Source organism: Bradyrhizobium sp. Leo78, assembly GCF_059512425.1.
Genome location: NZ_JCAMOT010000263.1, coordinates 1 through 398 on the forward strand (window position 1 = coordinate 1; position 398 = coordinate 398).

Genomic DNA, 398 nt, shown 5'->3' on the forward strand with positions numbered 1-398 from the left:
GAATCGCGGCGAGATTGCCTGCCGCGTGATCAAGACCGCGCGCCGCATGGGCATTTCGACCGTTGCGGTCTACTCGGATGCGGATCGGGATGCGCTGCATGTCGAAATGGCCGACGAGGCGGTCCACATCGGCCCCGCTGCAGCGTCGGAAAGCTATCTCGTCGCCGACAAGATCATCGCCGCCTGCAAGGCGACCGGCGCCGAGGCGGTGCATCCCGGTTATGGCTTCCTGTCCGAACGCGCCTCTTTCTGCGCCGAGCTGGAGAAGAAGGGCATCGTCTTCATCGGTCCGAAGCCGAAGGCCATCATGGCGATGGGCGACAAGATCGAATCGAAGAAGTTCGCCAATGCGGCCGGCGTCTCCACCGTGCCCGGCCATCTCGGCATCATCAAGGACG

The 398-nt window shown here is 63.8% G+C and carries 1 protein-coding gene; it reads left to right on the forward strand.

Features of this window, described 5'->3' with window-relative positions; all coding sequences use genetic code 11:
• The coding region (locus AC5ZG1_RS44595; protein ID WP_496136600.1) for a biotin carboxylase N-terminal domain-containing protein at positions 1 to 398 on the forward strand (398 nt) is incomplete at both ends.